Consider the following 8,237-nt stretch of genomic DNA (forward strand, 5'->3'; position numbering starts at 1 on the left):
ATGGGTATTTGGGGGCAAACTACCAACTTTGATTATCCCTTTCAACTTTCTATTGCGTAATTTGGGTTAAACTTAATATCCTAACAATTTAAATCCTAAGCTCGTAAAAAATTCTGCAATATTTAAAACACACCAGTAATTCGCTTTAAATAAGCAGTTTTACTTCCCGATGCAGAGAAAGATATGTACTAATTATTACTCTTTTAAAGAACGAAAAACACGAACAATACACAAAATATTTTCACTTTCTAAATCTCCCCTTCATACTTTTCTGTTTACCATATAAATCGAAATAGAACGCATATATCGAAATTCAATAATTGAAGACTAGGTTTAATAATTTTTGTTTCAAATCTAGAGATGTCTATTTTTATCTTTTATTATTTATTATATTTTTCATTTATTATTATTTTTATTTATTATATTTTTCTTTTACATTCGTTCTATAAGAAATCGGAATTTGTAACTCAATACCTTTTCCGAATATTCATCAACCAAACAATTATAAACAATGAAAAAAAAACAATTAAGTAAGCCTAAAAAACTTATTAGAAGAATCGGAGCTGCAGGGCTTCTCCTTCAAATTTTGGTTTCTCCAGGAACGACCTCCGCATTTACTTTAACAAATGGAAGGTCAGTGATTAACACACTTGAGGCAAAGGACATTATCGTCAGTGGGCGAATCTTAGATTCGGATGGCGTTCCATTGCCAGGGGTCTCCGTAACGGTAAAAGGTACAAGCAACGCCTCGATAACAGATGCGAATGGGCGATACGCAATCTCAAATGTTCCTGAGAACGGGGTTCTTGTGTTTTCATTTATAGGCATGAAGACCCAGGAAGTCCAAGTTTCAGAGAGAACCTCTATTAATGTGACGCTGGAATATAATGCGATAGCCATGGAGGAAGCAGTGGTAGTAGGATACGGAGCCATGAAAAAGGCGGATGTGACAGGAGCTGTAGGCTCTGTGTCTGCCGAGAGAATAGCTGAACGTGGAACGACCTCTGTGATGGAAGCGCTTCAGGGAAACGTAGCAGGGGTAGAGATTCGACAAAATTCAGCGAAACCCGGTTCAGGTTTTAACATTCAGATCAGAGGCCAAAATTCCCTGGCAGGAGGAAATCCACTTTATGTTGTGGATGGGATTGTCACCTCTGATATAGACTTTTTAAACCCCTCTGACATCGCCCGTATAGATGTGTTAAAAGATGCTTCATCTACGGCCATCTATGGATCTCGGGGCTCAAACGGAGTTGTTATAGTTACCACTAAGAGAGCAGAAAACGCAAAGCCGGGAAAACTCAATCTTACTTATGATGGCTACTTTGGCAGCAGGAATATTGCAGAGGGCCGCTTGCCGGAATTTATGGATGGTCGTGATTGGGCTGAATATCGGGCCTATGCATACGTGGAGTTTAACAGAGCTACAAAAACGTTCAGGGAAAACATGGATCCCGGAAGGGCTATTATGAGTCATACTAATGGCACAACAGGCGCTCCTGTGGTGGCTCCACGGCTTTATAACCAGGAATATACAGATTGGCAAAGCCTTTTGCAGCGAGATGGTCAGCAACAAAATCATTATTTGAACGCTTCTGGTACAGCAAATAACTTAAGTTACAATTTCGGAGTGGGCTATCAAAACGAAGTGGGTAACTTTGTTCAGGAATATTTCAACCGCTATAGCATTAAAGCGAGCCTTAATCATAAGCCATCGAAATATTTCCAACTTGGTGCGACAATAAATTTATCACAGATAACAGGCGATCTAGGATCTGGACAGGCTTATTCAGATCTTGACAAGATGGCTCCGTTTTTCACACCGTACCATCCTGACGGGACCGTGGTTGTACAGCCAGGAGCCGAGCCGAATATTCAATCTAACCGAGGGTTTACAGGAACCAGAAGTCCCCTCGCCACTATTACCACCTCCAAAAATGAAAGAAGAAGAGGTGATGTGCTAGCTAGTGCCTATTTGGAAGTTAGTCCTATCGAGGGACTGGATATTCGAAGTGCCTTTCAGCCACGTTTTTACCGTAATAGAATTGGTCAATTTTCTGACATTGTGCAAGATATTTATCTCGGGCTCATACCTGACCCCACCCGCAGCGGTCGCACAGAAAATGATGAGATTTTCGAATATACTTTAGATAATACCGTTAATTACCGGAAGGTTTTAAACGAAAAGCACAATATCTGGGCAACGGGGCTATTCAGTTTGTACTCTACCCGGTCTGAAGGTGTAACTTATGCAGCAAGGAACCTGCCTTACGCTTCTCAGTGGTATAATTTACAAAGTGGCGTGTTTGATCCCGCGAACAGTTCTTCCGCCTATTCGGAATCTAATTTACTATCCTATATGGGCCGAATAAATTACGACTATATGGGAAAATACTATCTAACGGCTTCGTTGCGTACTGATGGAAGTTCTAAGCTGAGAAGAAGATGGGCTACTTTTCCTTCATTTGCTTTAGGATGGCGATTGTCGGAAGAATCCTTTTTGAAGGACATTGAATGGGTTAATAATCTTAAACTTAGATTTAGTTACGGTAATTCAGGTAATAATAATATAAACCCTTACATCACGCAACTGTCCCCTAATATAGGCAATACTGTCCTGTACAATTTCGGCTCCACCCTATGGTCTGGGTTTGGCCCAGGAGGCCCTGTAAATCCTAATCTAACCTGGGAGCGTACACGTGAGTCAAATTTAGGTTTAGATTTTGATATCTTTAGAAACAGGATTAGTGGCTCTGTTGAGTTATATGATAAATTATCATCCGGCTTATTGTCTCAAAGAACTCTGGCTATTGAAAGCGGAGTAGATAAAATGACAGATAACGTTGGTTCCATAAGCAATAAAGGTATTGAGCTCAGCTTAAATACTGTTAACATTAAAGGTCGAAATTTTAACTGGAGTACGAGTTTCAATTTTACCCGAAATAGGAATGCGATAGTTGAGCTATATGGCAAAAAAGAGGATGTCCCCGGAGAAAAACGTTTCATCGGACAACCTATAAACGTACAATTTGACTATAGATTTTTAGGAGTCTGGACGCAGGCTGAATATGACGCTGGAAAAACTGTATATTCAAACTATACCGCCATTCCGGGTGAAGCAAAAGTAGCAGACACAAACGGTGACGGTAGGTTGACACCAGAGGATCGGGTTGTTCTCGGATCGTCTGATCCTACCTGGAGTGGTGGCTTTATGTCTCGCATGCAGTTTAAGAAATGGGATTTCTCCTTTAATCTTTATACCAGACAAGGTTTGCTAATTGACGATCAGTTCGCTAGAGCTTACTTAGACTTTAACGGTCGCAGCACACAGAAACTGAAAAATTTTGATTACTACGTTCCTGCTGGGACCGTTGTACCAGACTGGGGTAATTTTGTATTTAACACCAACGGACAACCTATAGACGTCAAATACAAAAAGACTACTGAAGAACATGTAGGGAAATATCCGAATTATTTTGAACGTGGTGGGGCTTTTTACGGCAGTAATGCTTATTACAAAGACCCTTCCTTTGTAAAAGTAAAAAATATAACCCTAGGATACACTTTTAACCAAAAATTTCTAGACAAAATGAGAGTAAATCGACTTCGTGTTTATGCGAATATTCTGAACCCGTTTGTCTTTACTGAGTATGAAGGTTACGACCCTGAATATGCTACGACACGGCTTAATGAAGGTAACGGGCCATCAACTGTAACGTATCAATTTGGCGTTAATTTTGGTTTATAATTTTAAATACGCACCCAAAAGAAAAATATTGGATTTATTAACTAATGAAACACCAATTTAAATTTATTAAAATGAAAAAAGCATTATATATTTTTTTTAGCAGCTGCTTTATCTGCCTCAGCTCATGCAATGATGTCCTCATAGAGGACTACAAAGGCGGGATAACAAATGAGATTTTCTATAAGACAGCTGACGGCTATAAAACGCTTGTAGCAGCCTCTTATTCATCCCTTCGAGATATCTATGGAGGAGTGCCTACAGTTCAACTGGCAGGCACTGATATCTATACCGAAGGAAAAGACCCAGGAGGCCCATTATATCGCTATCAAGCGCTGATCCCTGATAATTCAGATGTAAAAAGTTTTTACACAAGAGTTTATGCGGCGATTCAGACTGTTAATGCCGGACTACACTATAACGATCTTCCGCAGCAGACTATAAGTGCGACTGAGAGAAGTCAATATAAAGCCGAATTGCAATTTTTAAGAGCCTTTTATCATTTTCTATTAATTGAGCAATTTGGCGGAGTAGTTATTAATACAGAGTTTACAGCAAGCCCCCGGATTAGTATCCCGAGATCGTCGTTGGCAGACAGTTATAACTTTGTTATTACAGAAATGGAAACCGCCCTCACTGGTGTAATGTCAACCCTAAGTCCTGGGCGAATTAACAAAGATGTCGTGAACCACTACCTAGCTAAGGTGCACCTAACTAGAGGGTGGGATTTAAATTCAGATGCAGATTTCACAAAAGCGAAAAGTTATGCTGATGCTGTAATTGCAGCCCGTGGTCCAATTGATATTCCTTACGCAAATCTTTGGACTCAGGCGGGTGAAAACAACCGGGAGTTTTTGTTTACAGTACAATATGCTCTCAACTCCATAAAAAATGTAAGAAGTGGAGGAAATGAACAAAGCTCTTTGTTTACTGTATATTCCGGTGGGGCTGGTGCAAGTATAAAAAGAAGCAGAGACGCTTTTGTCCCCGCCCATCATATACACAGGAGTTTCCAGCTGAACGACAGCCGCTACCAGTATAACTTCATGTGGGTTACCTATCAAGATTATTTCAATTTTTACGGTACTAAAACCAGTAAAATAATCAATTACTATCCTGTAATAACTGACCCAAACAAGACCACAATAACTGACGCTGACAGACAGGTCTGGACTCAGGAGCTGGGTGGCACACAAAACCTAGCCACAGGATTTCTTTTCTTCCCTATTTGGGCTAACAGAGATAAGTATAATCAAGAAGTGTGGGGCGCTACTGATCGACGCATACCGGCTTTCAAAAAGTTCGATTCACCTGAAAACGCATTGGAAAGCACTTTGGATTATGCGGCAAGTGTTAGGGACATTGTACTTGCCCGGGTTGCTGAGACCTATTTTCTTAAAGCCGAAGCTTGTATAGCCTTAAATCAGATAAATGAAGCAAGAGGTGTGGTGCAACAGGTGATAAACAGACCAGGAAATAAGGTTAACGCTACGGGCACCGAGCTTACCAACGCTTTAAACGGAGTAACGGATAAAACAGCAGCACTCGAAGCCTATCTGATTGAGACCGGAAAAGAGCAGCTTGGTGAGTATAATGGTAGGTGGCCCCTTTTGAGGCGCATAAAAATGTTAAGGTATATGCTTGAAAAATATAACGCTGACTATGAACGGAACAATGTCACGTTTGAAGATAAATTCTTGTATCGGCCGCTACCACAAGATGCTATTATAATGAATGAAGCACTTACCGAAGCTGATCAAAACCCCGGTTATTAATTAATAATGGTACCTGTTGAACTTTATGAGATAAGCAGGTACTATTTTAATTCCGACATTAACTCATCAATGATAAGTTAATATAGAAAGCCTGCCACCTTACTGTGTCGGGCTTTCTTTTTCGTAAATTTTCGAAGTTAGGGTCTATCGGTAAATAAATAGTCGAAAACCGTCTAATAACCTGAGTTCGATAATTAATTTGGAAGATACTGTACAAAAAAATGTGTAAAGCACAAAAAAGACGATTTTTGAATTGTTGCTAACGAATCAAATTTAGTTTCGCAGATGAACGTCTGTCAAAACTCGTCGTTAAAATACTCGTCTCAAATTCTGTACAAGCCAATTTATCCTCTATTTGTTTAATTAATTTGTCTGCGGCGAGCTTTCCAATTTCAAAAGCGGGTTGGCTTACTGTAGTAAGGGGTGTTTTAAACATATCTGCCTCAGTAATATTTGCGAAGGCAACAAGCGAAATATCGTGTGGTATTTTAAAACCAAATTTATTCAGCGCTTTTATGCAGCTTACACTTACTTTATCTCCTACAGTAAGAATCGCCTCAGGTCGCTCTCTCAAGCTCATAAAATGAATTACAGCTTTTTCGACTTCAAAATTAACATTGCCGTGAGATTCACAGCAATAGAAATAGTTAGCATTAAACTGGACATAATATTTACTCAGAGCTGCTTTATATCCATTCAGCCTTTCATCAGTAATCATCAAGTTTGCACAGCTTGTGAGATGTGCGATTTTTTTATGACCTGATCGAATTAAATATTCCGTAGCTTCGAAAGCTCCCTGAAAATTATTTACAGCGATTTTGGTCACATCCATATCTTTTGGTACCCGATCGAAGAATACCAAAGGAGTACCTTTTTCTTTTAATGCTTTAAAATGTGAAATATCAACGGTTTCGGAAGACAATGAAACCAAAATACCATCAATAGATTGATAAACAAGCTGTTGTATATTAATCATCTCCCGCCTAGTGGATTCATGAGTTTGGGTTACGATGACATGATATCCTTTACGGTAGGCACTGGATTCTATACCATTAATAACCTCTGAAAAATAACTGCTAGCTACCTCAGGGACCACTACCCCTATAGAAAAGCTACGACATTTTTTTAGGCGTAATGCTATAGGATTAGGAGCGTATTCTGTTTCTTTAGCGTAATCTAACACTAGTTTTTTCGTCGTATCTCCTATTCCGTAGACATTATTCAAAACCCTTGATACAGTCGATATGGATAAACCTAGAGCGTCTGCTATATCCTTTTGGGTTATAGGCTTGTATTTTTTCATCACTGTTCTTAAAATTTATTTTGCGGTTGTAGGTTTGATTATTAAAAAACATCTGCTTGTAGCTAACGGTGCCCCCATTTAATTTACATTGAGTCACATTGATCACTACTCTTTAGTTCGCTACCCGTATAGACTTCTTCTGCATCAGTATGCACAGCAAACTCAAGCATCTCCTAACCGTTACTATCAGTTGTCTTTTGAGCATTACAGCTTTGATTTAGTGGTCGTTTACGCAAAAAATAAGATTTTACTTCCTCCCCACTCTTTATTAGCCTTTTTCGTCTAAGGAATAGAAAGAAATACCAAAAGAGCTGTATTACTTATACTGATTGTCCGTGATAAAACTTACCAGATCATTAAGGTAAACTTCCAGATTATCGTAATCCTCGCTTAATTCTCTTCCTGAAGAGTTAGCAACACCCTGATCAAGCTTTTTCGCTTTCTCCCAATCATCCGGCATTCCATCGTTATCCGTATCTAAGGGTGCCGGGCGGGAAGTAAGAGTTGGCCATGGGCTCCAATTAGCTGAGGCATCCGCTGGTTTCAGGTCTAACTGGTTATCTATGATACCTTTTTTGGGGTAACCTTTACTTTTTCCTTCTCCATTAAATGGACTTCTCCCTACAAATGTAGCCGTCCCTTTTCTGGTCTCTTCAATGATCCGTTTGTCCACCTCATCTCTCACTTTACTACATCCCGCATATGCAAGTACTTGTTGATAGGCTTTTTTAGCATCAAAAGTTTGTGTAGCAGAAGTAATTATAGGTATTTTAGATTCGACCTCCGTTCTCTCACTGCCTTCTACCTGAACTCCGTCCCAATTGTTAGCGGTGACTTTCGGACTTTCGGGAAAGAAATTTCCGACAATGTAATACCTTCCCCATATATCCTTAATTTGATTGAACCCATTTTTACCGTCTTTCACGCTGATAGAAATAATTCTGTTTGCTACCCTTGCAGATGTTGCAGGACCGGGTTTATAGTAATTATTTACGAGGTTTATCCCCATTGCTTCACCACCATAACTCCCATTACCATTCCAATTATAGAACACATTATTTCTAGCATCAGTTCTGTCTTTTCCAGTAAATTTATCACCTGGTCCGAAACGTGGAGTTCGGCTATCGTGGTGAGCCAGCAGATTGTGATGGTATGAGGCATTAACTCCTCCCCAAATAGCACCATATCCGTGAGGTCCTTTTGAGTGACCAGACAAGCGTAGACTTTCTGAAATAATACACCATTGCATGGTAAAATTCTCATTATCATAAAAAGAAGAACATTCGTCAGTACTCCAGCTCATTGAACAATGATCAATTGGAGTTGCTACCTTTGACTAGAGGGATTTTAAAGTCTGATTTAATATAAACACATTAAATTTGAAACTATGAACAAACGAATGTTTGATGATTCC

Annotated in this window: 4 protein-coding genes; 2 read left to right on the forward strand and 2 right to left on the reverse strand. The window is 39.5% G+C overall.

Annotated elements, in window-relative coordinates; genetic code table 11:
- The first annotated feature begins 511 nt into the window (after positions 1-511).
- Complete coding sequence (locus ACFSSE_RS10500) at positions 512-3,748, forward strand: SusC/RagA family TonB-linked outer membrane protein (protein ID WP_379044234.1); 3,237 nt, start codon at positions 512-514, stop codon at positions 3,746-3,748.
- A 71-nt stretch (positions 3,749-3,819) separates the two neighbouring features.
- On the forward strand, positions 3,820-5,520 hold the full coding sequence (locus ACFSSE_RS10505) for a RagB/SusD family nutrient uptake outer membrane protein (protein WP_379044237.1): 1,701 nt from the start codon (positions 3,820-3,822) through the stop codon (positions 5,518-5,520).
- Positions 5,521-5,779: 259 nt separating this feature from the next.
- On the opposite strand, the gene ACFSSE_RS10510 is transcribed toward ACFSSE_RS10505, so the two are convergent.
- Together ACFSSE_RS10510 and ACFSSE_RS10515 are read right to left on the reverse strand one after the other, a co-directional pair.
- A complete protein-coding gene (locus tag ACFSSE_RS10510) occupies positions 5,780-6,826 on the reverse strand; it encodes a LacI family DNA-binding transcriptional regulator (protein ID WP_379044240.1) in 1,047 nt (348 codons plus the stop codon).
- A gap of 313 nt (positions 6,827-7,139) precedes the next feature.
- Positions 7,140-8,126 carry a hypothetical protein gene (locus ACFSSE_RS10515; protein ID WP_379044243.1) on the reverse strand — a complete coding sequence of 329 codons (987 nt, stop codon included), beginning with the start codon at positions 8,124-8,126 and terminating at the stop codon, positions 7,140-7,142.
- Between the last annotated feature and the right edge of the window lie 111 nt (positions 8,127-8,237).

The sequence above is a fragment of the Pedobacter alpinus genome, from assembly GCF_042684645.1.
Lineage (GTDB): Bacteria > Bacteroidota > Bacteroidia > Sphingobacteriales > Sphingobacteriaceae > Pseudopedobacter > Pseudopedobacter alpinus.

What these genes read in the sequence shown, in the direction of transcription:
- ACFSSE_RS10500 (WP_379044234.1), top strand. Translation starts at nt 512, where the DNA reads ATGAAAAAAAAACAATTAAGTAAGCCTAAAAAACTTATTAGAAGAATC.
- ACFSSE_RS10505 (WP_379044237.1), top strand. Translation starts at nt 3,820, where the DNA reads ATGAAAAAAGCATTATATATTTTTTTTAGCAGCTGCTTTATCTGCCTC.
- ACFSSE_RS10515 (WP_379044243.1), bottom strand. Translation starts at nt 8,126, where the DNA reads ATGAGCTGGAGTACTGACGAATGTTCTTCTTTTTATGATAATGAGAAT.